Genomic DNA, 25,583 nt, shown 5'->3' on the forward strand with positions numbered 1-25,583 from the left:
CGTCATTCGGCCAAGGCGGCCGCGGCCGTCAGGCGCTCCAGCGCAGCATCCACCCCGGCAAGGCCATCACCTGGCCGCTTCATCTCCACCGAAAACCAGCCGTCATATCCCGCCGCCCGCATCGCTCGCATGGCGCGGGCCGCCTGTTCCGGCTGCGCCGGCGCAGGCCCGAGCAGCGGCTCACTGACATGTACGTGGCTGACATGGCGTGCGAGGCGCCGTGCGATCGCCTCGACATCCTCGAAATGTCCATTCATGTGCAGGGCGCCGAGATCCAGGATGATGGTCACGGCGGGATGGTCGACCGCAGCGACGAAGTCCGCGACCTCGTCGTGCGTCGTGAGAAAATTCGTTCCGTAGACGGCGGGATTGAACTCGACTCCGAGGCGCGTGCCCGCAGCCGCCGCCGCATCACCCAGGGAGCGGAAGACGCCGACCGCGATATCCCGAGCGGCGTCCGATGCAAGCCCTTCCGGAACGACGCGCTGGGTGGGGGACCCGAAGACCAGATTTGGAATGCCGAAGCGCCCGGCCAAGGCAATCGCCCGGTGCATGCCGGCGATGAAGCGTGCCTGGGCGTCCGCATCGCCGAACAGAGCTGCACCCTGCACGCCGAACAACAGCGACTGCATGGAGACGAGAGCGCGCCCCGCGTCGGCCACCTCCGCGAGAACAGACGCGGCCTCCGCCTCATCAGGCTCGAACGGATCGGCAGCTCCGGCGAAGAACAGCCCCGGGGCAATTTCTAGCCCGGCCACCCCGTGACGCCGCATCGAGGCATAAGCGCCGGCGCGCTCTTCCGGAGACCAGGCGATGTTGGAGATCGCGAGTTTCATGCGGGAGGCCTCACCTCGGCAAAGAAACGCGTGAGGCGGGAGAGCACGTCTTCCTCCGTCTCGATGTACGGGCCCGCGTGCCCCCACAGGGCCGCGTAACGGGTGCGCATATCCTCGGCATGAACCCGCGCTTCGCTGGCGGGCATCGGCCGGCCAGTCAAGGTGGCGTAGACATGCGCGGCGGAGAGCGGCGCCGGGGCCAGATGGACCAGATCCACGCCGGCGGCGAGACATCGGACGATGTCGCTCCAAAGCCGGTTCATGTCATAGAACTGGAAGCGCGTCTGCGGCGAGGTGAACAGTTCGGCGGCGAAGCCGATCTCCCGAACAGCGGCATCATAGTCACGCCGGCGGCCGCAGGCCTCCACAGCTTCGCGGTTGATGACGAAGAGGCCCAAGGCGTCGTCCCACTCGTAGATGCCCGCCAATCCCTCGGCCAAGACGGGATCGAGCCTGCCGGCCATCGCCTCGAGCCGCGGACGCGGAAGCATCGACGGCATGGGATTGAGGATGTCGAACAGGAAGTTCTTCTTCAGCGCCGCACCGAACAGAGCCGGCAAACGCACCACCAGGCAGCGGGGAAACTGGGCGGCGCAGAACAGTTCGAGGTCGCGGCGGTGGCGGCCATAGGCGGACGCCTGCGCATGCCGGATGTCACTCTCGTCAGCGGCGCAGAAGTCGTCAAACACCGCGATGGTCGAGACGAGGACAAAGCGCTCCGCCTTGATAGCAGCAAGGTTCAGCTTGAGCGTCTCGATCCGCGCGCGGTCCACCTCCGGGAAGCGGTTGGCCAGAAACATGGAGCCCGGCGCCGCCGCGCAGACACAGGTGTCGAATGCGCTACCGGAATAGTCCGTGATGTTGCGGCTGCTCAGCAACGCGCCGAAATCGTGCTGCCGAGCCAGTTGCCCGCCAACAAAGCCCGTCGATCCAATCAACACGTCCGTCAAATTGATCTCACACGATTTTGCTGCAGGGTCATTCGACACTTTGTGCTTCTAGCCACGTCACAGCGCGGCGCGATCTATCCGGATGGAGAAACGGTGACCCGGCAGGTGGCCGGCTGAACGCCGATTTCACTCAACCACATCACCCCAGCATGCTCGACGTCAATCTCCAGCCTGTAGTCGCCGGCTCTTGCAGGCGCGCGAACGAGGAGCGTCATCTCGACCGCATCGCCAGGCCGCAGCGGATGAGCGAGCGGCTGGCGGCCGTCGAGCCATTGCACGATGCTGCCGTCGGCATGCCGCCAGTGATTGCCGAGAGAGAAACCGCTTTGGCTGGTCGGCCCCCAGGAGATGTCCGACGTGTTGCGCAAGGTCACCGGGACATCAAACAGACTGCCTGCGGCCGCCGTCATCGTAGGGGGCGCCGCCAGCTCGGCGCGCACGGACCAGATGGGAAAGCCACCCGGATAAGTGTCGAGCGCCTCATCCATGCGCCGACGCACGACATTGCTCAACAGGCTGAGAATCCGGCCGGTGAAGATCCTGCCGTGCTCATAGGGAAGTGTATCGACCGTGCTCTGCGGCATGTTGGCGCGCAGCAGGGCATCCGCATCATGGAGGCGAAGAAAGGGATTGGTGCAGTCATGCTGGCCGACGATGATCGCCGTGCGTCCGGGGTATGGCATGAAGAGAAAGGGGTTGAGCTTGACCAGCAATGACACGGCCTCGCCCGCGGTCGTCAGGATCTGCGCGATCTTCTGGGCGAGCAAGGCACCTTGGCAGTTGCCACCCAGAAACAGCGGACCCGGCAGGCCGAGCGAATGGATTTCCGCGGCATAGCTGACCGCCAGATGCATATGGATCTCGGCGCTGGTGGCCACGACCATATGCCCTGACCGCATGCCGTAAAGCGGCTGGTCCGGCCCCAAGGCACCCGCGAAGTTGGCGAACTCCTCATACCCCTGGAAGCACCAGAACAATGGCGGACGGGTACCGGCAATGTTGGCGCCGTAGATCAACCGATTTTCGCTGACCCGCTCACCCCGCCACCATGGCTCGGTGACGGCAACGACGGTCTTGCGAAGCTGATCGAGCAACGCGTTGTCAAGCAAGGCCGGCCGCCGGCGCGCAGCGCTCGGGACCTCCTGTTGGCCTGATTGGACTTGTTCGTTCATCGCCGCCGTAACCAGCCATTGAAATTGAAGGTGGCGTTGTAACCGAAACGGTCGCAATACGCCGCGTCGATTTCGTAGTCTGCCGCCCGCCGGCTCAGAAAGGCGTCGATTGCGCGAGACGGCGGCGACAGCGACGTCGAGCCGAGTTGGCTATCCCCGTCGCTGCGAAACGCACCATCCTCGACGACCACATAATCACCGGCCGCCAGCAGCGGATCGAAATAGTCGAGCACGGCGGTGCAGGTGTCCTCGTCATGGGCGGAATCCTCGATGACCAGCAGCGGATGACCGAGGCTTCGCACTTCCTCCGGGGGCAGCACCTTTGCCAGATGACGGGCGTCGCCGACGCGCGCATCGATGCCAGGATGACCACCATGGTCGCGAGGCAGCAGATCGATGCTGATGACCCGCACCGGTAGGCCGAGAGCCGCCATGGTATCGGCCAGCCACAGGGTGCGGCCGCCCTCCAGACTGCCGACCTCGATCACCGCCGTTGGCTTCAATTGACCGAGCAAGGCGAGATAGTTTGCCATGTCCAGCGGATTGAGCAACATCGCGCGGCCCTTGTATCGATAACCAAGGCTGCCCTTCAGCAAGGCGATCAGCACATCGTCAGGCAGAGCGCTCGAAAAGCTACGGGCCGTTGTGCCCTGCCTTGTCCCGGCGCCCGCGGCGGCCAGTTGCGGACGGTTGGCGTTGAGCCGCTCCAGCTCACTGATCTTGCAAAGGCTGCGCAAGGGTCGGCTGAGGTCGAGCGGTGCGAGGACCGCCGCAAGCTGATCGGATGCTGCGAGCCGCGCCTTCGGCACGATTACCGCCAGACCGAACAGCATCGGCAGCCAGACCACCTCGAATTGCCCTTGCCGGCACGCGAGGAAGTCCTCGATGGCGGTCCTCACGCCGTTACGCGGACCACCCTCGTTTTCTGCGTGGTACGATCCCGCACTGTACCCGCCCGGCGACAGGCCGCGGTCCTGCGGCAGCACACCGCCGATGCGGTAGTCCTGGCGGAAGTCCGCAGGAATGCGGTCAGGGCAATAATACAGATCGCGTCGCCCATAGGGCCACTCCACGTCGTGACACAGGACGACCGGCGCCCGCGCGTCCAACGCGCCTTCCACGCCATAGATCGCCTGGAGTTCGTGATGCACGGTGTACCAGTTGTGGTCCCCGTCGATCAGCACCGCGTCCGCCGGGAGCAGATCGGCCAAGACCTCCAGGCTGGGGCGGCGGTGGAGGCCGATGGCATCAGGAAAGCGATCGCGCAGGCCTTCCATGTCGAAGCACGGCTCCGGGTCGACGATCTCCACTCGCGCCTCAGCCGTCTTCGCCCAGCCGGCGAGATAGCGGGAGTTTCGGCCGTCCCCCGCACCGATTTCAATGACGCGACGGGCGTCGATGGCCTGAAGAATGGGTTTGACGACGCTTGGCCAGAATTGGAACACGGACACTGCCTCCGGCGAAGGTTCAAGACTTGCGCCAGAAGGCGCCGGTCCAATCGATCATGGTGATGGGGCTCGTGATACCGCGTGCCGCCCTGAACGCGTCGACGGCCTGCGCGCATTGACCAAGGCCGCCGTAATCGTCGATGACGATGAAGCCGCCGGGGGAAACGCGGTCGTAAAGTGCTTCCAGCGCCTGCCTCGTCGAACTGTAGAGGTCGCCATCCAGCCGCAGCACCGCCAGTTGTTCGACCGCACATCCCGCCAACGTGTCGGCGAAGAATCCGGGCAGGAAACGCACGCGTGCATCGAGCAGCCCGAAATCGGCAAAGGCCCGCTCCACCCGCTCGCGCGAGACCGCCAGCGACGGATAATGCTCGCGGGAAAGATCCAAGCCTTGATCTTCCGGCTGCGAGGGCGGCGGCAGGCCGGTGAAGGAATCGGCGAGCCAGACATGGCGGTCCTGATCTCCGCTGAGATCCAGAACGGCCTTCATCAGCAGGCAGGCGCCACCGCGCCAGACACCGCATTCCATGAGGTCGCCGGTCACGCCCTCGTCCAGCGCAGTGGTGACGCACCATTCCAGATGGTCGAGGCGCTTGCGGCCGATCATCGTATAGCCGAGGGATCGGCCGGGATCTCCACTTAGCGTGTCGAAGCCCATCGCGCGGACGCGGCGCTTTTCCTCCAGCGCCAGCCCCAGCTTGCCGGGCACGTCGTAAAGGGTGTCCGACCAGAACGTCGAGGGCACCTGCGTCATGCCGCGGAGTGAATCGAGCGCGACTTCGGTTTCGAGCCCCGTCTCATTCAGCAGAACGGCTTTCAGCAGGCTCAGATATCGGCTCCGTGCATCGGGGCCTGCCCGCATCACCGTGGCGGATTCGGAAGGCGCGGCATGGCCAGCGGCCAACTGGCGGCGATAGGCTTCCGCCGCTGCGCGTGACACCGGGCCGAAATAGCTGCGCTCCGCATCCACCACGCGTATCCGTCCGCGCAACCGGTAGTACTCGCGAGCGGCGTTCTTGTAGACGTCGAGCGACGCGGCATTGGTGTGGGTCCCGCCGTGGATCTGGTGGAATACGCCCTCGCCCAGCACGGTCACTTGCCGCGTGCCGGGATGTTCGAGCGCGCGCCGGAGGAGATCGGAATTGGCGGCGCCGCCGCCCGGGCTTTCGAAAGCCGGATCAAAGCCTCCGAGCGCCTGCCAGAGACCTTGCTGCATGACGATCAGATTGCTTTCGTTCAGCGGCCCGAACCAGCCTCGGGTGATGTTCTCGGCAAAGGGGCTGATCTCGAACAGGCGATAGCCGTTGCTCCGCCAATCGATGGTATCCAGCAGCCGGTCTTCCCAGACGGCATCGTAGCCCTGCTGTATGGTGACCCACTGCGGGCCGGGCCCAAGCTGAAACGACAGAGTCGTCACCACCGCGTCAGCGTCGGTCCGTGCCGCCCGCCGGCACGCGTCGAGCAGGCCGGGGCTGGCCATGCGGGCGCCGTCGATGTTGACACCAACCAAGGGAGCGGCTGCGAGGCTGATGCCGTGGTTGATGGCCCGCACTGGTGAAGGCTTGGGGTCGGGAAAGCAGTGGATCTGCAGGTTCATCCCGAGATCGGCGAAATCCTCGACCCGCGGCGGATGGGTTGAACCATTGTCGATGACGATCACTTCGTAGTCGTCCGCCGCGATGTCCTGCTGATAGCGCGGCGAAAGGCTATAGAGCGTGCGCGGCAGCTCCCGCGCCATCTCGTAGCTGATGACGATCAGGCTGAGCTCGGGACGTCCCGCGCTCATTCGACGATGCCGTTGGCCTGCATGTCGGCAAGCAGGCTGTCGATCGTGGAGTTGCGCAGGAAGAGCGTGGCCTCGATCTCGATGTCGAAATGCTCCTCCATCGCGCCAGCCATCACGACCGCATCGACCGAGTTCAATCCCATCACATGAAACCGCGTATCGCCTTTGATCTCGGACTCGCCGACATCGAGCAGCGAAACGAGAAAGCCGATGATCCACGCTCTGACCGCGTCTGCCTTCAACATGAGTGCCTACCTGTAGAATTGATTTCGAAGATTGCGGACGATCAGATCTGGACGGGAAGGTTTCTCATGCGTCTTTGATTGTGATGAGGTCGCCAGACGGGCTTCGGCAAGTTGAGGCGAGGACGCGGTCCCTTGAGAACCGCGGCCATCGCGCTGCCGGCCTCGAGACGGGCGATCCATCCGCCGAGGCAGTTGTGCATCCCGCCCCCGAAGGACTGCACCGGCGGTCCGGCACGATCCGGCAGGAAGCGATCCGGGTCCGGATAAGCCTCGGGATCCCGGTTGGCGGCAGCGATCATCAGGATGATCTGCTGGTTCGCCTTGATGGGGCATCCGGCAATGATCTGATCCTCGTTGGCGCGGCGGCGAACCTGCTGAATCGGAGGTTCCAGCCGCAGCCCTTCGTTCACCGCGCCGGAAATCAGATCGGGGTTGGCCGCTACCCGCTCATACAAGTCTGGATGGCTCAGCAGCAGCCACAGGCTGTTGCCGATCAACGCCGACGTGGTCTCGAACCCGGCCATGAACACGAAGCTGGCAAGAGCCGCCAGCCGCTCGTCATCCGGCGCCGGCTCGGCGGCATCATTCAGGCTGACCAGCAGGGACAGGCCATCATCCGCCGGCGCGCGACGGCGCTCCGCGATGCGCTCCCGCAGGAAAGCGTGGGCTGTCCCAAGGCTGCGATTGGCCGCTCGGTAGTCCCGGATCGAACAGCCCCGGTTGAGGATGACGGGCACACCGGCGAGGGTGCGGGCGAGCCACAGCGCGTCGTCGTCGGCAAGGCCGAACAGCCAACCCATGAACAGGGGCGGCAACGGGTCGGCGTAGTCGGTCATCAAATCCATCCCGCCATCGCGCACCAACGGGCCGACCAGGCGCTCGGCGATGGCTTCCACCGCAGCAGCGCAACTCGCCTGGGAGCGGAACGCCAGCAGTCGCGCCACGAGCGAGCGCAGCGGTCCATGCGAGGGCGGATTGCGAAAGAACAGAACCATCTCGAGAAGGCGCAGCAGCTCCACCGGGTCCTCCCCCAGCGCGCGAGCCACGTCTCCAACGAACTGACCGAGATCGAGGGTCAGGTGGCTCGAATTGGCAAACGCTTCGCTCACCTCGCGGTGGCGCAGGAGAACCCAGGCCTGTTCCGTATCAGTCCAGAAAACCGGCGCACGCTCCCGCAGGGCCGCATAGACCGGATAGGGGTCTTCACGCAGATCAGCCGCCAGGCTGTTGAATGCCCCAAGATCAAGCATTGGCCCCGTTCACGCTTGCCGAAAATGAAAGATTGGCCCGCACCGGCGCCTCATTGCGTGTTGCTACTGCTTTACTGGGCCGAGTGTCGCTGCGTCCAGTCGGAAGGACGCGAGTTCCCCGGCCACGTAGGCGTCGCGGCAGGCACGGCGGCGGATCTTGTTGCTGGTGGTTCGCGGCAGGGTTCCCGGTCGCAGCAGCACGACATCCGATGGTCGCATGCCGAAATTCTCGCAAATATCAGCGGAGATTGCCTTGGCGGCGTGCTCCAGCTCCGGGTCGGCGATATGGCCGCGCTTAACTTCCTGAAGCAAGATCAACTCATCCTTCCCGTCGCGATCAATCGCGAAGGCGGCTGCCGTTGCAGCCAAGGCAGGATGCGCCCGGCAAGCCGTCGCTTCGATATCTTCCGGATGATGCTTGGCGCCGTGGACGATCACCACGTCCTTCAGGCGGCCCACGATGACGAGATTGCGCCCGCGCATCAGACCCATGTCGCCCGTGCGCAGGAATGGTCCGGCCTGCGCATCATCGGAAAGCCGCGCCCGGAAGGTCGCGTCCGAGGAAGCTGGCTGCTGCCAGTAGCCTGCCGCGACGTGGGGGCCGGCCACCCAGACCTCGCCCACCTGCCCTTCCGGCACGCGATGCAGGCTTTGCGGATCGACGATGGCCAAACTCTGCCCGGCAGCCCCCTCCCCGCAGATCACACGTTCCGCGCCCTCACCGTGCAGCGGTATCGCTGGCTCCCGAACACAGCGAAGGCCACTGCCGGCCGGCCCGCCGGACACGAACAGCGTCGTCTCCGCCATGCCGTAGCAAGGAAACAGCGCTTTCGGATCGAAACCGGCGGGGGCCGCGCGCTCGGCAAAGCGGCGCAGATCATCGGCCCGCACGGGCTCGGCACCACAGAAGGCGACGCGCCAGGAGCTCAGGTCGACGCCGCTGAGCTGATCGGGGCGGATGCGATCCGCACACAGCGCATAAGCGAAATTGGGACCGCCGCTGGTCGTGCCGCGATGGCGCGCAATCGCCTGCAGCCAGCGCAACGGGCGCTGGATGAAATCCATCGGCGACATCAGCACGGCAAGGCCACCCACATACAGCGGCTGAAGCAGCCCGCCCACCAAGCCCATGTCGTGAAACAAAGGCAGCCAGCTCACCATGCGCGTATCTGCATCATGACCGAAGGCCGTGCGGATCATCTCCATATTGGCCATCAGATTGCCGTGGGTCACGATCACGCCCCGGGGATCCGCGGTTGAGCCGGACGTGTACTGGAGAAAGGCCGGATCGTTCGGCGTGATGACAGGCAGCTCCGAGCTCACCGCCCCGTCCGGCATGCCCTGATCGGTCACGATCCAGGGGACGCCGGAGAGATCGGCGGGAAAGGCACCGCGGATCGTTGCATCTGCCGCAAGCGGCGCGCAGGTCAGAACGACATGCGGGCGGGCATCGGCCGCGATGGCCGCAATGCGGGGCGCCGAACGCGACGGAGTGATGAACGGTGTAGGGACCGCGATCGCGCCAGCGTAAAGGCACGCGCAAAAGCCGACGACGAACGCAAGGCCCGCAGAATAGACCAGCAGCACAGGCTGGCCTTGCGCCCCTTCCCGGACCAACCGCTCCGCCAGGACGCGGGCCTGAAGATCCAGCTGCCCATAGGTCAGGCTCACCCCGTCGCCCTCGCCCCGCTCCAGGAAGCGCAGGGCGATCTTGCCGGATATGGCGTTGGCGTGGTGATGCAGGACATGGGCGAGACTGGCTTGGAATGTCCCGGCCCCTCCGTCTGGGCCGTCGTCGCGCCCGCGCATCTGCACCCCTACTGCCCTCCCTGCCGGAAGCGCTTCACCGCGTCCGTTGACGGGCTGACATTGAGGTCCGCCCCCACGTCACATCGGCTGCACACGGGCATGTCGGCGCGCCGCGAGACCAAAGCGTCGAGGAACGCCGCACGCGCCTCCGAGGCAAACAAGGTGCTGTAGCGGCTCTCGCCGAGATTGCCGAGGAAGGCCGCGCCCGGGTGGAAGCAGCACGGGACGATGTTGCCGCGATGATCCACGTACAGGTTATGCGGATCGGCCGCGATAGCGCAGCCCCCCTCGCCCATCGGCACTTTGTCCCGCGCCTTGTCTCGGATGCTGTCGGGCAGTTGAAGCCATCCCCTGAACTCCGGATGGACGCCATAAGGCTTCAGCACGTCGCGCCAGCGCCGCTTGTCCTCGGGAGCCTCGATGACACACCGCGCCCGCAGATGAAGCCTCGGGTAGCGGGCCGCCAGATCACGGGCAACGGACAGGAAGGACATCAGCTTGGACCACTTGGCCGGTGGCCGCAGCGCCTCGTATTGCGCCGGCGTGCCATCGCCGTCGCAGCTGATGGTCAGCAGATTGACGACGCCCATTGCCACCAGCGCCTCGAGCCTGTCCTCGGCGTTGCACTGGGCATTGGTGGAGATCTCGATCCAGTTGATATCAGTCGGGCAGTCGCGCAGGCTGCGCCCGATCTCCTCGAGCTGCGGATGCAGCAGCGGCTCGCCATAATTGAAGAGCCGCAGCAAGGTGATCTTCTGCACGTCGATGTTGGCGAGGCAACGACGGAACAGATCCGGCGAAATGAATTCCGGCCTCGGATTGAGCCCTGAATTCGGACATCCAACGCACCGCAACTGACAGCCGCCAACGACGTCGAAATGAACCGTGGTCAGTTGCCGCTGCAGCGAAGCTTGCTCCGAATGATCCAATTGAGAACTCAGCGAAGCAGCCATGGATGTTGCAATTACTGACGATGGGATGCGCTGGAACTCACAGAAGCTGATTGATCAGCGCGCGTGGCTTTCTGCGACCTCTTCGCGCTTCAACCAACGGCAACTCCCGATGAAGTAAACTTTCGTACTGTAAGCTTTCACAAGGCGTCAAGCGCGGCAAAGGGCATAAGCATCCCGATGAGCAGATGCATGATGAGACAGACCTGCGCATATTCTTTTGCGCGGACTAAAGAATTGCTGCTTGCCCGTTCCTGTGGACAAGTGCCTGCGCCGCAGGACGCCTCATAGCGATCTCGGCGCACACCATCGGAAAGGCGGCCCGCACTGTCCGTTTGCCGTCGACGAAGAAGCCCGGTCCGCCGGTCAATTCCCCCGCGCACAATTCGTGTTTTACAATGCCCACCAATTTGCCTAGGAGACAGGCTCTTGCTTTCACGTTCCTGCTGAAGCTCGGTCCTAAGCATCGGCCTGCTCCAGCATTCTCACGTCCGCGAGCATTATGAACGAGAACGACACGTTCGTCGCGGCTCAGAACATGACCGCACCGGGATTGCGCCAAGGCCTTACAGACCTGAGCGACATGCCCTATCGCCGCCGCCGGCCGGCGCGGCTGTTGACGAGGATGTTCGAACTGCTCGTCGGAGCAGGTGTCGGCGTTTGGCAGCTCGGCCTCGCCGGTCGGGATGCTGTGCTGGACGTGCGGGAGAACTGGGGCGGCGCCGAGCGTCGGCTGCTGCACCGGTTCGATGGTACGGGTGGAGGCCAGGGTCGCTCGGTCGCGATCTATGCCCATTTCGCTCCCTATTCGGGCGTCAGCGCGATGGTGGCCCGACAACTGCGGGACTATGCGCGCCTCGGCTTTCGCATCGTGTTCGTGTCAGCCGCTCCTCATTTTACGGACGCGGATTTCGCCTCGATCCGCGACAGCGTGGACGTCGTCCTGCATCGGCGCAATTTCGGGCTGGATTTCGGAAGCTGGGTTGATGCGATCACCCTCCTCCCCGACCTTGTCGACGACATCGACGAACTGCTGCTGGTGAACGATTCCGTGCTCGGCCCGATCCATCCGCTGGATGGCCCGCTGGCCGAGATGCGGCGCGGCGGAGAGGGCCTGTTCGGTATGACCGACAGTGTCCAGTATGCCCCGCACCTGCAATCCTACTTCCTGCTCGCGCGCGGCGGCGATGCCATCGCGGATCTCGCGGACTTCCTGAGGGACGGCAGGCTCAGCGTTTCCAAACGGCGCGTCGTGAAGCGGTTCGAGGTCGCCCTGAGCGGCCACATGCGCGACCTAGGCTATAGAGTTGCGGCGATCTGGAACTACGAGACGCTGGAAGCGGAAATGCTGCGCTCCGACACGGACGTGGCCGCGCTTTTCGCGCAGCTTCCCCGCTTCAGGCTGAGGCCTGGTGGTCCCGGCCTGTTCGGCATGCGCCGCCAGTTGCTCGACCTGCCCTTGAACCCAGTCCACCACTTCGCGGGGCTTCTGGTGCGCCGGTGCGGGTTCCCTTTCCTGAAAACGGAACTGGTGCAACGCAATCCCGCGCGTATCCTCGATGCGCTTCAGTGGCGCGATCTCGTCCCGCGCGATGCGCCGGTTTCCCTGGCGCTGCTGGAGGATCATCTCGCGTCGCTCGAGCGGCCCATGCGCCGTCGGCGGCGGGCTCGGCTGCCGCAGCCCTCTCTCAACCCCAATGCCACTCCCGCGAAGGACGCGGTCGCGGCTCCGCAGCCAACGGCGGCGCCAGCCACCGAAAGGCCGTGGCAGCTGCCATTGAGGTCGGCGTGGGAACGCAGCCAGCCTGCCGCCGCCGCAACGGTGGCACCGACGCTGAGCGCGGAGACTCTGACGCGCGCGGTCTCCCGCACCCCGCTGGTGCTCAGCGTCAGCCATGATGACTACGCGATCCATACGGGCGGCGTTCAGAATGTCATTAGCGAGGAACAGCAGGCCTTTGCCGGCGAAGGGGTGAGTTACCTGCATCTCTCGCCCACGAAGCCGACCAGCGGCCTGGTCCCGGCCCAGCCCACCGTGCTGTCCGTGCGGCTGGATGGTGTGCTCCTTGGCACCGCGTCGGTCGATGACCTGAGGGCCGTGCTCTCCGGCCTCGACCAGGAGAACGCGGTCCTGGCCACGATCATCCATCATTTTTCGGGCCACGCACCGGAACAGATCCTCGCCCTGCACCAGGCGGCCGGATCGCCGCAGGCCATCGTCTGGCTGCACGATTTCGGGACCCTCTGTTCAAATCCGTTCCTGATGCGCAACGACATCGTCTTCTGCGGAGCGCCGCCGGCGCAGTCCGCCGCCTGCGGCATCTGCGCGTATGGCGCAGGCCGGGAAGCGCACATGGGACGGTTGCGCACCTTCTTCGAGGCCAGTGCACCGACCTTCCTCGCGCCTTCCCGGACGGCGCTTTCCTTCTGGCAGGAACGCATCGGCTTGACGGACGAGATCTCATCTTGCGAGGTCGTGCCGCCGCTTCGCCTGGTCCCCCTCCCCTTGCCGGCCCGCCAGCGAGTGCAGGACCAGCGGCTGCGCATCGCCCATGTCGGGACGCGGCACACGCACAAGGGCTGGGCGACTTTTGCTGCGCTGGCGGAGTCGCTCGCCTGCGACGACCGCTACGCGTTCCTCCAGCTGGGGCTCGACCTCGGCCATCCCTTGCCGCCCTATATTCGCTGCGTGAACGTGGACGTCGCCGCTACCAAACGGACAGCCATGGCCGACGTGATCGCCGCCGAACAGGTCGACGTCGTCATCAACTGGTCGGAATGCTTCGAAACGTTTTCCTTCACCGCCCATGAGGCGCTGGCGGCCGGCGCCCTGCTCATCACCCACCCGAAAGCAGGCCATATTCCTGCGGCCATCGCGGAGTACGCGCCGGGACGCGGGCTGGTTCTCGATGACGCCGAAGCGCTGCAGGCGCTGTTCATCTCGGGCGCCATTCAAGAGCTGTGCGCCCGCTCCCCGGCCACGCGGCACATGATGGTGTTCGGTGGTGCCAGCGCCGAATGGCTGCTGGCGCGGCGGGCGGATGCCCGCAAGCGGACGCTGGCGCGCCATGCCTGACCGCAGACTGCCTAACAACACCGTGCATTGCTTCACATCCGCATCCCTCGCCTATGCCGACCGCGCCCTCGTGCTCGCCACCAGCCTGCGCCGCGCCCATCCGGACTGGGTGCTCTGGCTGTGCCTCGTCGACGTGCCCCCACCGGGCTTCTCCATGGAGGCGCTGACGGCGGCCTTCGACCATGTGGTGCCGGCGGAAGACCTGCCCATTCCGGATGTGCGCAGCTGGCTGTTCGGCCACGACGTCGTGGAAGCCTGCACCGCCGTGAAGGGCGCCATGCTGCTGCACATTCAGGCGCAAGGCGCTGACCGCGTCATCTATCTCGACCCGGACATTGCGGTGTTCGCGCCGCTCACCGCCATCGCCGAGCGGCTGGAGGTGGCGGACATCGTGCTGACCCCGCACCTGCTGGATCCCGAGCCCACGTTGGCGGGCGTGCTGGACAATGAAATCGGCGCCCTGAAGCACGGCATCTACAATCTCGGCTTCATCGCCGTATCGTGTCGCCCCGAAGGACGCCGCTTCGCCCGCTGGTGGGCGGACCGGCTGCGTCTGTTCTGCGTGGACGACATTCCCGGCGGGCTGTTCACCGACCAGCGGTGGTGCGACCATGTGCCGGCCTTCTTCCCCTCCACCCACATCCTGCGCGATCCCGGCTGTAATGTCGCAAGCTGGAATCTCGCGAACCGCCCCCTGACCATCGGGCAGGACGGCGTCATCCGCGCGGCGGGCGCCCCGCTCTGCTTCTTCCACTTCACCAAGTTCACTAGCGCGGGCCGCCCGATGCTGGAGCGCCATGCCGGCTCCGGCAGCGCGCTGGACGAGGTGATGGCCTGGTACAGCGCCGCCCTCGCAGCCCATGCGCCGCGAGGCTTGCCGGCCGGCTGGTGGGCTTATGGAAGCCATGCGGACGGACGGCCCATTCCCCGCGCCCATCGTCGATCCTGGCGCGCCAACGCCGCCTTGCGGGCGGAGGTGGCAGACCCGTTTGCCGTCGCCTCGCGCGACTTCGCGCGTCTTGCCGGATATCCCGCATGAGCCTGCCGCGCATCGCCGTGGGGCGGACGGCTCACGCATGATGCGCGGCCTCATTCTCCTGATCTGGCTTGTCTCGCTGGCCGTGAATGCGCCGGGTCACCTCTCCTACGATTCCATCGTGCAGCTCACGGAAGGGCGGACTGGCGTATTCGCCGGCTTCCACCCTCCGCTCATGTCGGCCTTGCTCGGCGTATTTGATCATGTCCTCCCCGGCACGGCGCTCTATCTCGTCGTCGTCTCAGCTCTGTTCTACTTGCCGCTGATCGCACTGGCCGGGGTCGACGCCGGGCGCCGGCCTCTGCACTGGCTGGCGAGCGCGGCGCTCGTGCTCCTGATCGCCACACCCTTCCTCCTCATCTATCAGGGCATCGTCTGGAAGGACGTGCTGTTTGCCAATCTGTCGCTCTCGACCTTCGCCTGCCTCGTGCAGGCGGAACGCGAGGAGCGGCGCCCCGCCCGCCTGTTCTGCCTCGCCGCAGCGGCGGTGCTCGCGGCCCTGGCCATGGCCACGCGTCAGAATGGACTGCTGGTGCCGGTGTTCGCGGCGGCGGCGCTTGCCTGGCCGATGACAAATTTCGCTGGGCTGAGACGGAGGATCCTAGCGAGCAGCGCATGGCTTCTGGTGGTCGGACTGGCGTTCCTCGGGACGCAGGCCGCGATCGCGAGGGTGGCGACGCAGCCGGTCGGAAGCGGCTTCGCCAATGGCCTGATCGTCCTGCAGCGCTACGACATCGTCGGCATGATCGCCCACGGCGCGCCCCCCTTCGACGGCGCTGCGGCCGGGACCGACGACGCGGCCCATGTCACGGCCACGTTCCGCCGCGATTATGAGGCGAGCCGGCTCGATCGGGTGATGAAGACGCCGGAGGTCATCGCCTATTTCACTCGCACGGGTTTGGATGGCGGCCAGTGGTGGCGCATGGTGCGGCAAAATCCCGGCGCCTGGCTCGCCCATCGCGCGGCCGTCTTCCGCTGGATGGTGTTTCCCCCCGACGTCAGGGAATGTCTGCCGGTCTGGGTCGGCGTGGACGGGCCCGCCGAACAGATCTCGGCGCTCGGGCTCAGCCGCGGTGCGCGTCCGCAGGACAGCGCGCTCTATGCCTATGCCACGCCGTGGTTCGGCACGCCGTTGTTCGTCAACGGCGCGTGGGCGCTTCTGGCCGTGGCGCTGGGTGCCGTCCTGCTGTGGCGGCGCCAGAGCGGCGACGTGACGATGGTCTTGCTGCTCGGCACAGCGGTCGCCTTTTGCGCCAGCTTCGCTCTCATCGGCATCGCCTGCGACGTCCGCTATTTGTTTCTGCTGCCGGTCGCCTGCTGCGGCGCGCTTGCTCAGCTGGCCGCGGTAGCGAAAGACCGAGCCGGATCGTTCAGTGGGTCCGGAAGGTCAGCCAGTGAGCGGCCTCGATCCCCGCCAGCGCCACCGCCTCCTGCGCATCCGTCCTGAAGACCTCCTGCAGATAGGCGATATCCTCCGGCGACATTGTCTCGCCGGGTCGCGGGTTCGAATTGGCCCGAATGCGAGGGACCTCCGGAAACGCGGGGAGATCTGCGAAGCCGGCGATCCGCGACAGCGCCGCGGGCACATCGGCAAACAACCGCGCATACTCCAGGAACAACAATTGCCGATCCGGGAACAGCCTGCGCGCGCGGCGAATCTGCGCCGCATAGAAGCCTCGCTCGACATAGGAAAAGGCGCGCAGCGCCGGTCCGCACTCATCCGATGTCATCCGGCGACGCCCATCGCGGATGGCCTGCGCGAAGTCCAAATCTTCGGCGCCACGATGCCGCTCCATCGACCAATGCGACCAGGCCCGCTCGATGGGGTCGCGCAGAATGATGATGATCCGCGCCTGCCCATTGTAACTCCTCACCCGCTCCAGACCGGACGGCCAGAAGCTCGTGATCGGAGTGGCCTCGAACCGGAGCAGGCCCTGTTTCCGGGCTGCGAGCGGATAGTAGGAATCGAGGCGCTCGTCCGGCGGCTCGCTCCAGTCCTGAGTCTCGTCATCGAAGACGTGGGTTTCCTTGACGGACGGGCCGGCGAGGCCGGGATGGAGCCGCAGATAGGCGTCAAGGCTGGTGGTGCCGGCCTTCTGCACGCCGGCAACGAACAGCCCGACCCGATCACTCACCGCCTGCTGCCTTGATACAGCGATCGGTTCAACTGCTCGAACAGCTCCGCCATCGCCTGCTCGTCCCGCTGGGGATCATCGGATGCCCAGGCAGGATGAGCCGTCGTGAGCCGGCGGCTGAGAAACTCGATCTCGGTGGAGAGAGACATCCTCGCCGCACAGGACAGGACCTCCGCTGCCGCCGCATCCACGTTCGCCCGCCCGGCATCGTCATCCGTGTCGGCGAGGCCGGAGAGAGCCGCATGCAGACGGTCGAGCAGACCACCGAAGCCAGCACCGAAAACATCGGTCGACTGCAGCGCCTGATGGTGACGCAACGACGGCTTCACGGGCGCGTCCTCCGGATCCTCGGCGTGCCAAGCGCCCGGCAGCGTGCGAATCCGCTTGGCGGTTCCCCGCCAGTCCGCGAGCACGTCCTCATAGCGCACGGTGATGCGGGGCACATCACGGCTGTCCTGTTCGGCCGCAATCACGTGCCGCGCCCAGAGCAGGCCGGCATAGCTCGCCGACATTCGGTTCCGCGTCGCGAGCGAGGCCGCGACTTCCGCCGGGTGGCGCAGGGCCAGCACGACGCAGCTCTCCCGTCCCGCCAGCCCAAGCACTTGGCGGAACAGCGGGAAGAAGCGGCACATGCGCGGATCCTTGATCACCGGCAGGACCGCCTCGGGGAAATCCTCCGCCATGGCTTCGACCATCTCACCGATCAGCCCGGCCGCGACGTCGCGCGGGACGGCGGCGAGCGAAAATGGCTTCACGTCGAACCAGACGGAGCCCGCGGCGGACAGCAGCCGTTCATGCAGAACGACCAGCATGGCCGGTTCGAAATAGCCCTCGGGATTGTCGGGGCCCGGAGGGCTGAGACGCAGCGGCAGCGTCGCGCCGAGACAAGACAGCAGATGAGCCAACGCGGAGGTTCCGCTGCGATGCATGCCGAGAACGATGCAGGCATGAGCCTGCGACGAAGATTGCATCATCGAACAGTCCGTGGCTCCCTGCTCGCCCTTTCGACTCCGGCCGGAGCCGAGCATGGTCGGGCACTCACTTCAATCACACCTGCACCGTCCCCGGCAAACCCATTGGATTGTCTGCTGGGGAAATCCGTCCTGGCCGGAACCGACGCTGCGGACCGGGCGCTCCACCTGGGGCGCCACCGCTCCGCCGCGGCTGGTTGGCAGGTTGCGTACCTCGCAGGCCGTGCCGGCATTCCGCGAGCCGACGTCCATCGCGGAGACGACCACTCGGACCCTCAAAGCTGCTGACACTGCGGTGGCAGGTCAACGAGACAAACAGTTCACCGGCAAACGAGCCGTTTACAAGGGCGTCCAGCAAACGCCAGCACGGAACCACGTCTCGCGCCTTTCTGCACGTTTCAAACAGCAGGCATGACTGGGCTGTCTCGCGGCGTCCTGCGCCCGAGCTTTGCGATCAGTCAACCTCTCCTTCGAAGAAGAGGCGCAGGGAAGACCGGGTATCGGCTGACACCCGCGGTCCGCGTGCAACAAGAAGCACGCGGCAGAACCACAGGTTCAGCCCAATATCCGGCCTTCCCCGCGCGACGGTTTTGCGGCTTATAGGCGCTCTCCCCGGGGACCGGCTGTCTTGCCCCCGTCACCAGCGGATCATCATCACCACCGGCTTGGCATCAGCTTCGGGATGCCAGGACCACACCATTTCGCCGTCGCCTCGCTCCGTTCGTCGGCACAGGTCGTGAGACCAGGCTGCAGAGCAACGCGCCCATCGCATCTCCAGCTCGACGCTTCATGACGATCGCGAAACGTCCCTCTTCAGCGAGCCGGGATGCGCGAGACTGTGGATGTGATTTGCCCGACGGTGCAAGGGAGAAGTGCGCGACAAACTGGCACGACGGGCAGTTGGCGCATGTGGGGCATGCGCGGATTGCCCGTCGAGCAGACGATCCAGTCGATCGGCGACAGCGAAGGAGCGCAGAGGCGCAGCCTCAAACCCTCTCCATGAGCACGCTGCTCATGGTCTATTTGCAACTCCGGGTCTAGGGCTATCCCCTCATGGTGAGGAGCGCCGCACCACCGGTCGTGCCATGACGAGGACCTTTCATGGCGGCGCGTCTCGAACCATGAGGCCTCAGCTCGGGCCTCGCCCTTCGAGACGCGCGCCAAGGGCGCGCTCCTCAGGGTGAGGAGTGAAAGCGTGCTCTGACATTTCAAGATCCCGATCGGAAGAAACGCCGTCTCCCGTCTCCATTAGCTCGCTGCTGATAGTCCACCTACGCCTCGGTTGCGGATCTGACGCCTTATGGTGAGGAGCGCCACAAGGCGCATCTCGAACCACCGTAATCTCGTCGTGTTTACGGCAGCGCCGCAAACGGATCGCGCACGGCAATACCCAGCGGCTCGAAATGCCGGAGGTTGCGGGACAGGATGGTCAATTGATGTCGGCGCGCCGTCGCGGCGATGACGATGTCGGCAAAGCCCGGCGCATGGCCGAGTCCCCTAGCCCGATCCGTCAAGACGCCGGCGATCCGGGCGGCCTCGATGTCGAACGGGAGAATGCGGTGGGCGTAGAGATGCACCACCGTTTCCAGCCACGCGGCGATGTCGGCACTCTTGCGGGTGGCACCTTCCCGCCGCAGCTTCGCGATCCCGTCCTCGATCTCCGCGACCGTCACGACCGAGATGAACAGCGACGCCGATTGCGCATCCATCCAATCGACCAGCGCGGCCGGGACCGAACGTCCCGGCGCCGCCGCCGAAATGACGTTGGTATCGACGAGATACACGATGTCAGAAATCGGCGGTTCGTGCCGGAGACGGGTTGCGCTCTGGCACATCATCCGCTGCCAGCGGCGACGCCATCAACAGACGTCCAAAGCTCGGCACGTGAGACAACCGTTCCCACTCCTCATAGCTCAAGACGACGACTTCGCGCTTGCCGTGACGCGTGATCACCGACGGCTTGCCCTCGACCGCCTGATCGACAACTGCGGAGAGGTTTGCCTTGGCATCACGAAGCTGAATCTCGCGCATGTTTTTGCTCGTTCACCATTGTGACTACAGTGGTCATATAGCGCGAATGACCCGCCGCGGCAAGTCTCAAAGCCGCCTATGCTGCGTCGCGACCAACCTGCTCAATGGACTCCGCCGTCAGAGCTATTGGCGTCGCCAAGGAAGACGCTCCAGCTTGACAAATCTCGCATTCAGAACAAAAAAGGAACGAGCGACTCCGCCCGGCTGAACGCCAGGGGACGGTCGTTGACCGAGGCCGCAGGAGATCGGCGCGTATCCCATGAAGCCCACCACGTTGCCGGTCTACTATTACCTCGACCATTTCGTCGAAATGCTCGAGTTCGTCGAGAGGACGTATGGCGAGATCCTCACCGACGACGACCGCGCGTTCACCGCGCGCTTTCGCGGCCTCTCCAAAGACGCGCAGTGTCTCTTGATCCGAATGGTCAACCGACGTGGACCGATCTTCAACCGCGCGCTGTTCAAATACCCGGAGATCACCGATCTCGACACCGCCGCTCGAGACCTGATCGCACGTGGATACGCCCGTGGTCTTCGGGCCGAGGATTATTCGGCTTTCCTGCTCTGCCAACCGAAGACCACGCTTCTCGACGGCGCCCGCGCGGCGGGATTCGGCCGCGATATCCGCACGTCCTGGTCAAAGCCGGCGCTGGCCGACTTTTTCATGGCAACAATTCCCTTCGATCTCGCCGCGAAGCATTGCGGCGCCGCAGGCTTCATCGCTCTCGACAACACGCGATCCATCGACTTTCTGCTGTATCTCTATTTCGGAAAGACCGCCGACAATCTCAAGAATTTCGCCCTGCGAGATCTCGGCGTGCTGCGCACGAACCAAGAGTCGTCGTTCAGCTCCCGCTTCGTCGATTCCGACGAGGCGCATGCCTGTTTTCACTACAGCCAGGTGCTGGACCGCATCGAGGCTCGTTCCCCCGACATCTACCATTGGGCGGTCACCGCGATCCTGGACGGCCCGCCGCGGACGACCGACTACGCCGCCGATATCGCCTCTCGCTCCGCGTGTCAGGTCGGACAGTTTTTCGAGAAGCAGGGCGAGCTGGATCTTGCTGAGCGCCTCTATCGTTTCGGCCGGTCGGCCGACTGTCGCGAGCGCCTCGTCCGGCTGCTGTACACCAGGGGCGACAAAGACGCCGCCGAGGTTCTGTTGCGGGAGATGATCGACGACCCCGAGAGCGACGATGAGCACCTCTTCGCAATGGACTTCTACGCCCGCAAGTTCGGCCGGCAACGGACGGGCCTCAGCACGGCGTTGCTGCGATCCGGGCGCTTGATCGTCGTCGACGATACGCACCGCGGTCATCCGGAAGCAGGCGTCGCAAGCGTGCTGAGACGTCGGGGCGGTGAGGTCTATTTCGCCGAGAACACGCTATGGCTCACGCTGTTCGGGCTGCTGTTCTGGGATGAGCTTTTCGAATCCGGCCAGCTCAACAGCCTGTTCGATTGGGTTCCGCATTGCCTTCGCGACCGGACCTTCCATCGGCGTTTCGCCGCGCCGATCGATGCGAAGCTCGCGCAGGTCGAAGCCGGGCATGGACTGCCGATCATCCTGCGCACGGTCGCCACCAAATGGGGCCGGTCCAACGGACTCTTCGCTTGGGAGCACGTGCAGATGGACGCGCTGCGCGCCCTGCTCGCATGCGCCCATGCAAACGGTTTGGCTGCCATTCTTCGGGCGATGTGCGAGGACTTCCGCGGCATGCGGGACGGCTTCCCCGACCTGATGCAGGTGCGCGACGGCAAAGTGTCTTTCGTCGAGGTCAAGGCGGAGGGCGACGCCATACGCCGCAATCAATTGACCCGTCTGCGCCAGCTCGAGCAGGCCGGCATACCGGCCGAGATCGGCCGCGTGGATTTCCGCTTCGACCCGGAGCAGGACTACGTCGTCGTCGACATCGAGACCACGGGCTCCTGGTCATCGGGCGATCGCATCACCGAAATCGGAGCGGTGAAGGTCCGCAACCATCAACTGATCGAGGAGTGGCACTCGCTGGTCAACCCGCAGCGGCCGATCCCCGCGAAGATCGTCGAACTGACCGGGATCACCAACCAGATGGTTCGGGATGCGCCCGTGTTTCACGACATCGCCGATAGCTTCATGGCGTTCATGGGTGACGGCATCTTCGTGGCCCACAATGTGAACTTCGACTACGGGTTCTTGTCGAGCGAGTTTGAACGGCTCGAACGACGCTTCCGCTTCCCGAAGCTGTGCACCTGCGTCGGAATGCGGCGCCGATATCCCGGGCACAAATCATATGGGCTGGGAAAGCTGTGCGCGATCTACGGCATCGAGTTGGAAGACCATCATCGAGCGCTCTGCGACGCTCGGGCGGCAGCCCGGCTGTTGAATCTCATCAACACCAAGCGCGTCGCAGACGCGGAGGCAGAAGCGGAAGCGGTGCAGGCGGCCTAACGCGCACCGAGAAGTCACGCTTCACTCAGTGTTCGCTGACGAACGCACGGATCACCCGCCTGTCGAGGTCAGACCTGCGCGGGGAGCGTCGTGCCCCTGATGATCCCCGTATCTTCCGCGCCCATCGGCTCGAAGTCGGTGTACATGTCGGCACCGGGGATGGCGGCCGCGCCAGCCCGGGCGACGGCGAGATCCTGCGCCCCAGAACCCGAGCCCGCCGCGACCGCACCAAGGATAAAGCCGTCGACGCGGATCGGCAGGCCGCCGATCAGATTGGTCCAGCGGCTTTCATGCGCCAAGGTGACTTGAATTTCCACGTCGGCATGCGCGCCGCCGGTCGGCGTACCCGACAGCGCCGATGTGCGCGCCTTGTTGATGGACGATGTCACACTCAGCCCCTTCGACCCGTCCATGCGCCCGAACGCCAGCAGGTTGCCGCCGGTATCGACCACGGCGATGCACATCGGCTGGCCGATGCGATCGGCCTCGGTGATCGCTGCGTTCAACACCTTGAGCCCGCCTGCAAGCGTCAGCGTGCGCGTGTCCTTGACATCGGTCATGACAGCTCCTCGAACAGGCCAAGTGAGAACTCTCTTGCAAGCGTCTGCGCCACCGCGAGCAGCGACGCATCGCCGCCGCGCCAGCCGATCAGAGACAGTCCGACAGGGACCGGACCGGATGTCGCAACGGGAAGGTTCACCTGCGGAAGCCCCGTCAACCCGGCGATGCACGTCAAGTCGACGATCCGATGCACGGCCGCGCGCATCTCCGACAGACGCGCATCGCGAGCGATCGGCAGAATGGGCGAGCTCGGCAGACACAGCATCCGTCGCCCGGCCAGCACATCGTCGAGCCGCTTCGATGCGGCCGCGCGGAAGACCTTGGCGGCTGCGAGATCTTGTACACTGATGCGTCCGTCATCAGCAAAGGCGCCGGCCACCTCCGAGGAAAAGCGCGGATTGACCCGATCGATCCAATCGCGAAATGTCGCGTGAAATTCGCTCCTCTGCAGGACGCGCTGATGGCGCCCCCACTCGAGAAGATCGCCATCTGCCAGCGCCGACACCGTGGTTGGTGCGACGCTGCGGAGCCGCGCGACAACCGGCTGCAAGGCAGCCCTGACCGGCTCGTCAGCCAGCGCAAAGCAATCGGACGCAATCACGATCTCCGGGTGAAGGGCACCCTGGATCTCCTCACCCAGCAGCACGCTGCCGACTTTGCTGAAGGTCAGCGCATCCCTGGCGAAATAACCGACCGTGTCGAACGACGGCGCCTGCGTCATCAGCCCTTCGACGGAGATGCGGCCGTGCGTCGGGCGCAGGCCGTAGATCCCGCAAAAGCTCGCGGGCGTGCGTACCGAGCCGCCAGAGTCAGTGCCGAGGGCGACATCGACCAAGCCGCCGGCCACGGCTGATGCGGAGCCGCTCGACGAGCCGCCGGGGACAAGGTCTCGCGCGAGCGGGTTGAGCGGCGTGCCGTCAAACCTGTTGATGCCGAGCAGCCCGAGCGAGATCTCGTCGGTGATGGTCTTGCCGGTCAGCGCGGCTCCGGCACCCAGCAACGTGTCGACGGCCCAGGCATCCGCTTCAGCGGCAGCATGCGTGGCGGCCCAGTCGGGATTGCCGCAACCGGTCACCTCGCCCGCGACATCGAACAGGTCCTTGACCGCAAAGCTCAGGCCCGACAGCGGGCCGGAGCGATGCGGCGGGCGCCGAAGAATGGCGCCAGGAATGAAGGCTCCGAGAGTGTCCTGCACGGCATATCCTTGATGAAGAGCAGGCGCGCGCCCTGCGGCGCACGCCTGCCGTCCTCTCTCCCCGCCTCACTCCTTGTAGAGCTTGCGGAAGTCCGGATGGGTATGGAACCAGTATTCGAAGCCCTTGACGTTCTTCTGCATCGCGTAGTCAGCAAAGCGCGTGTAGAGCGGGATACGCGGCAGATCCGTCATGACGATGTCGACCATCTTGTTCAGGCTGGTCTTGTAGACCTCGGGATCCCTGGTGAAGCGGGCCTCGTCGATGACCTTGTCGAGGTCGGGATTGACGTAGTTCGCGGTGTTGAACACCGAGTTGTTGCCGCCATGGAAGGTCCAGAAGAAGAAGTAATCGGGATAGTCGAGCCAGCCGTAGAATTCGGCGATGACCATCGGCATCGTCTTGCTGGCCATCTGGGCGAACCAGTTCGAGCCCGGCACCTTCTCGATCGTCAGCTCTACACCGATGTTCTTGAGCGCTTCCTGGATCAGGATCGCGGTCGGTTCACGCACCGTGGACTCGCTGAGATCGATCGACAGCGTGGTCTTGAAACCGTTCGGGAAGCCAGCCTCGGTGAGCAGCTGCTTGGCCTTCGCCAGGTCCTGGCCATGCTTGATCGGCACCGGCCAGGTCGCATCGGGATACGGCTTGGCCGGATCGCCGCCGAACATCGGCTTGGCGCGGTTGTAGAGCGCGGAGCTCACGATCTCCTTGTAGGGAATCGCGTAGGAGATCGCTTCACGCACCTTCGGATTGTCGAACGGGGCGATCTTCACGTTCATGTCGACGAAGACCAGGTCGTTCTGCACCGGCACGCCGATGATCGTCACCTTGCCCTGCTCCGCCAGCTCGGCATAGTCCTTCGGCGGCAGGCCGACCGACATGTCGACGTCGCCCTTCTCCAGCAGCGCGCGGCGCGTACCGGCAGAGGCGATCTGCCGGTAGACGACGCGCTTGAGCTTGGGCAGAGGTCCGGACTTCCAGGCGTCGAACCGCGTGAACACGGTCTGCTGGCCCGGCGTCCATGACTCCACCTTGTAGGCGCCGCCACCACAATCATTGCGCGACACCCAGTCGAAAGCCCACGGGTCCTGCGCGGTGGCGTGCTTCTTGGCGAGCTCGGAGTTGACGATGACCGGCACCGGCACGACGAGATCCGGCATGGTCAGCTTGTTGAACTGATCGAAGGTGGCCTTGAAGGTGTGATCGTCGACCACCGAAAACTGTTCGGGCTTGACCAGCGAGCCCGCCGCCATCTGCACGGCCGGAAAGCCGCCGGCGGCGATGGCGCGGTCGAACGACCATTTGACGTCCTTCGCGGTGACCGGCGTGCCGTCGTGGAACGTCGCGTCCTTGCGCAGATGGAAGATGTAGGTCTTGCCGTCCTCGCTGGCTTCCCAGCTTTCGGCCAGTTCCGGCGTCATGATCTTGGCGTCGTACGACACCGTGCCGTCCGCCAGCGTCTTCTCGCCATGGCTGACGAGCCGATCATAGGCCTGCCAGACCACCATGCGGCTGTGATCGTTGGCGGTCGGCACCATCGTGTCGAGGCCATTGGGGCCCATCTCCGACACGATCACCAGGGTATCCTTGGCGATCTCGGCCGCGTGCGCAACAGCTCCGGGCAGCACAGCGGACGCTGTGAGCAACGCCGCTGCAACTAGACTGCGATAAAGCTTCATATCGTGCGTCCTTTCTGGATGTTT

20 protein-coding genes are annotated in these 25,583 nt (G+C 65.0%); 4 read left to right on the top strand and 16 right to left on the bottom strand.

The genetic code is table 11. The annotated features are described in order from the left end of the window. Positions 1 to 2: 2 nt before the first annotated feature. From ACQR1I_RS09560 to ACQR1I_RS09600, 9 genes are all read right to left on the bottom strand, one after another. The gene (locus ACQR1I_RS09560) at positions 3 to 836 is read right to left on the bottom strand and encodes a sugar phosphate isomerase/epimerase family protein (RefSeq protein WP_434864368.1); all 834 of its coding nucleotides are present in this window, start codon (positions 834 to 836) and stop codon (positions 3 to 5) included. Next, positions 833 to 1,786, bottom strand: coding sequence for a hypothetical protein (locus ACQR1I_RS09565; RefSeq protein ID WP_434864369.1), 954 nt, complete (start codon positions 1,784 to 1,786; stop codon positions 833 to 835). The genes ACQR1I_RS09560 and ACQR1I_RS09565 overlap by 4 nt, the downstream gene beginning before the upstream one ends. A gap of 74 nt (positions 1,787 to 1,860) precedes the next feature. Next, complete coding sequence (locus ACQR1I_RS09570) at positions 1,861 to 2,958, bottom strand: hypothetical protein (protein WP_434864370.1); 1,098 nt, start codon at positions 2,956 to 2,958, stop codon at positions 1,861 to 1,863. Continuing rightward, positions 2,955 to 4,403, bottom strand: a complete 1,449-nt coding sequence (locus ACQR1I_RS09575; RefSeq protein WP_434864371.1) for a CmcI family methyltransferase — start codon at positions 4,401 to 4,403, stop codon at positions 2,955 to 2,957. The genes ACQR1I_RS09570 and ACQR1I_RS09575 overlap by 4 nt, the downstream gene beginning before the upstream one ends. A 22-nt stretch (positions 4,404 to 4,425) precedes the next feature. Further along, positions 4,426 to 6,192, bottom strand: coding sequence for a TylF/MycF/NovP-related O-methyltransferase (locus tag ACQR1I_RS09580; RefSeq protein WP_434864372.1), 1,767 nt, complete (start codon positions 6,190 to 6,192; stop codon positions 4,426 to 4,428). Continuing rightward, positions 6,189 to 6,437: an acyl carrier protein gene (locus tag ACQR1I_RS09585; protein WP_434864373.1), complete on the bottom strand. Its 249-nt coding sequence runs from the start codon at positions 6,435 to 6,437 to the stop codon at positions 6,189 to 6,191. Before ACQR1I_RS09585 ends, ACQR1I_RS09580 begins: the two co-directional genes overlap by 4 nt. 41 nt (positions 6,438 to 6,478) lie before the next feature. After that, on the bottom strand, positions 6,479 to 7,687 hold the full coding sequence (locus ACQR1I_RS09590; protein ID WP_434864374.1) for a cytochrome P450: 1,209 nt from the start codon (positions 7,685 to 7,687) through the stop codon (positions 6,479 to 6,481). A 63-nt stretch (positions 7,688 to 7,750) separates the two neighbouring features. Beyond that, positions 7,751 to 9,496, bottom strand: a complete 1,746-nt coding sequence (locus tag ACQR1I_RS09595; protein WP_434865110.1) for a fatty acyl-AMP ligase — start codon at positions 9,494 to 9,496, stop codon at positions 7,751 to 7,753. 8 nt (positions 9,497 to 9,504) lie between these two features. Then, complete coding sequence (locus ACQR1I_RS09600) at positions 9,505 to 10,449, bottom strand: radical SAM protein (protein ID WP_434864375.1); 945 nt, start codon at positions 10,447 to 10,449, stop codon at positions 9,505 to 9,507. A gap of 499 nt (positions 10,450 to 10,948) precedes the next feature. On the opposite strand from ACQR1I_RS09600, the gene ACQR1I_RS09605 reads away from it, so the two are divergent. The 3 genes from ACQR1I_RS09605 to ACQR1I_RS09615 are packed head-to-tail and all read left to right on the top strand — an operon-like array spanning position 10,949 to position 16,005. Further along, the gene (locus ACQR1I_RS09605; protein WP_434864376.1) at positions 10,949 to 13,522 is read left to right on the top strand and encodes a rhamnan synthesis F family protein; all 2,574 of its coding nucleotides are present in this window, start codon (positions 10,949 to 10,951) and stop codon (positions 13,520 to 13,522) included. Then, positions 13,515 to 14,561 carry a hypothetical protein gene (locus tag ACQR1I_RS09610; protein ID WP_434864377.1) on the top strand — a complete coding sequence of 349 codons (1,047 nt, stop codon included), beginning with the start codon at positions 13,515 to 13,517 and terminating at the stop codon, positions 14,559 to 14,561. Before ACQR1I_RS09605 ends, ACQR1I_RS09610 begins: the two co-directional genes overlap by 8 nt. A 37-nt stretch (positions 14,562 to 14,598) precedes the next feature. After that, positions 14,599 to 16,005 carry a hypothetical protein gene (locus ACQR1I_RS09615; RefSeq protein ID WP_434888725.1) on the top strand — a complete coding sequence of 469 codons (1,407 nt, stop codon included), beginning with the start codon at positions 14,599 to 14,601 and terminating at the stop codon, positions 16,003 to 16,005. On the opposite strand, the gene ACQR1I_RS09620 is transcribed toward ACQR1I_RS09615, so the two are convergent. The 4 genes from ACQR1I_RS09620 to ACQR1I_RS09635 form a co-directional block, all read right to left on the bottom strand. Further along, on the bottom strand, positions 15,929 to 16,693 hold the full coding sequence (locus ACQR1I_RS09620; protein WP_434864379.1) for a sulfotransferase family protein: 765 nt from the start codon (positions 16,691 to 16,693) through the stop codon (positions 15,929 to 15,931). The genes ACQR1I_RS09615 and ACQR1I_RS09620 overlap by 77 nt on opposite strands. After that, on the bottom strand, positions 16,690 to 17,721 hold the full coding sequence (locus tag ACQR1I_RS09625; RefSeq protein ID WP_434864380.1) for a sulfotransferase family protein: 1,032 nt from the start codon (positions 17,719 to 17,721) through the stop codon (positions 16,690 to 16,692). Before ACQR1I_RS09625 ends, ACQR1I_RS09620 begins: the two co-directional genes overlap by 4 nt. A 1,295-nt stretch (positions 17,722 to 19,016) precedes the next feature. Further along, positions 19,017 to 19,448 carry a type II toxin-antitoxin system VapC family toxin gene (locus ACQR1I_RS09630; RefSeq protein WP_434864381.1) on the bottom strand — a complete coding sequence of 144 codons (432 nt, stop codon included), beginning with the start codon at positions 19,446 to 19,448 and terminating at the stop codon, positions 19,017 to 19,019. A 4-nt stretch (positions 19,449 to 19,452) separates the two neighbouring features. Then, positions 19,453 to 19,695, bottom strand: a complete 243-nt coding sequence (locus ACQR1I_RS09635) for a type II toxin-antitoxin system Phd/YefM family antitoxin (protein ID WP_434864382.1) — start codon at positions 19,693 to 19,695, stop codon at positions 19,453 to 19,455. Positions 19,696 to 19,954: 259 nt separating this feature from the next. On the opposite strand from ACQR1I_RS09635, the gene ACQR1I_RS09640 reads away from it, so the two are divergent. Further along, a complete protein-coding gene (locus tag ACQR1I_RS09640; RefSeq protein WP_434864383.1) occupies positions 19,955 to 22,123 on the top strand; it encodes an exonuclease domain-containing protein in 2,169 nt (722 codons plus the stop codon). A gap of 68 nt (positions 22,124 to 22,191) precedes the next feature. Here the strand turns inward: ACQR1I_RS09640 and ACQR1I_RS09645 are convergent, their stop codons facing one another. From ACQR1I_RS09645 to ACQR1I_RS09655, 3 genes are all read right to left on the bottom strand, one after another. Then, positions 22,192 to 22,683, bottom strand: a complete 492-nt coding sequence (locus ACQR1I_RS09645; RefSeq protein ID WP_434864384.1) for a GlcG/HbpS family heme-binding protein — start codon at positions 22,681 to 22,683, stop codon at positions 22,192 to 22,194. Then, entirely contained in the window at positions 22,680 to 23,879 is a 1,200-nt protein-coding gene (locus ACQR1I_RS09650; RefSeq protein WP_434864385.1) for an amidase, read from the bottom strand. The genes ACQR1I_RS09645 and ACQR1I_RS09650 overlap by 4 nt, the downstream gene beginning before the upstream one ends. A gap of 66 nt (positions 23,880 to 23,945) precedes the next feature. Next, positions 23,946 to 25,559, bottom strand: a complete 1,614-nt coding sequence (locus ACQR1I_RS09655) for an ABC transporter substrate-binding protein (RefSeq protein ID WP_434864386.1) — start codon at positions 25,557 to 25,559, stop codon at positions 23,946 to 23,948. Between the last annotated feature and the right edge of the window lie 24 nt (positions 25,560 to 25,583).

The sequence above is a fragment of the Bradyrhizobium sp. HKCCYLS2038 genome (assembly GCF_051167655.1).
Classification (GTDB): Bacteria; Pseudomonadota; Alphaproteobacteria; order Rhizobiales; family Xanthobacteraceae; genus Bradyrhizobium.